The sequence below is a fragment of the Endozoicomonas atrinae genome, assembly GCF_001647025.1.
Classification (GTDB): domain Bacteria; phylum Pseudomonadota; class Gammaproteobacteria; order Pseudomonadales; family Endozoicomonadaceae; genus Endozoicomonas; species Endozoicomonas atrinae.
Genome location: NZ_LUKQ02000608.1, coordinates 1 through 1060, shown reverse-complemented (window position 1 = coordinate 1060; position 1060 = coordinate 1). Strand labels below are relative to the sequence as shown.

At 55.8% G+C, this 1060-nt stretch carries 1 pseudogene; it reads left to right on the top strand.

The window, feature by feature from the left end:
* A pseudogene (locus AK963_RS34090) lies at nucleotides 1-1060 on the top strand (hypothetical protein); the annotation flags it as partial.

The following is a 1060-nucleotide window of genomic DNA, read 5'->3' as shown; positions in this document are numbered from 1 at the left end:
CGGCAACTGGACGAACCAGTGGTGATTCCCTGGGGCTTAGGACAGAAAGCCAGGGATGAAAACATCACCAGCAACTATGGCGGTGAAACCGATCCGAACGTGGTGGAGAAACCGCAACCCGAGCAGCCGGATATCAGGGAGAGCTATTTACTTATGAATATTATCAGCGTAGTCACCTTGCCAGATCGTACCCCCATCGAACTGAACGATTTAGAAATAGAATTAGATATAGACAGCTTCAGCTGGAGCCTGACCGGACAGCTATGGGGAGCGTCCAGCCTGGCCATGATAGAACCAGATACCAGTGGGCCAAAGCAGGTAGAGATAAACATCAATGGCTGGGTTTGGGTATTCATTATTGAGCGATACAGCACTGATCGCCGATTTGGGAATGAACGATACACCGTGACCGGCAGCAGTCGAAGCCAGCTGCTCGCCGCCCCGTATGCACCCAAGCGCAGCAAAAGCAGCGCCAGTGACATCAACGCCAAACAGGCCATCAGTGAGGAGCTGGCCAATACCGGCTTTACCGCCAGCTATCCCAACCTGAACGACTACAGCACCCCTGACTGGATTATTCCCGGTGGTACTTTCAGCTATCAGCACCAGACGCCCATGGAGGTTATTGCACGACTAACCACCAGCGCCGGATCGGTGGTGATTCCTGCCCGAGACAGTGACCAGCTGAACATCCAACCCCGTTATCCGGCAAGCCCTTGGAACTGGGGCACCGCCACGATGGATAGGATTATTCCCGCCAGCATGGTCATCAGCCTGAGCGCCAGCTGGCGACCCGAACCGGAATACAACGCCGTGTATGTTTCAGGTACCCATGTGGGCGTAGCAGTCAACGTTAAACGCAGCGGAACCGCAGGGGATGAACCAGCGCCGGATATTTTGGAAGACTGGCTGACAGAGACCCAGGTCAACACCGAGCGAGGCCGGAACGAACTGGCCAAAGGCGGTCACCAGAGCATCACCACCATCGAACTGCCGCTGACCGACACCAACACCGCCCCCGGACTCATTGAGCCAGGGATGCTGGTCGAGGTTCAGGACA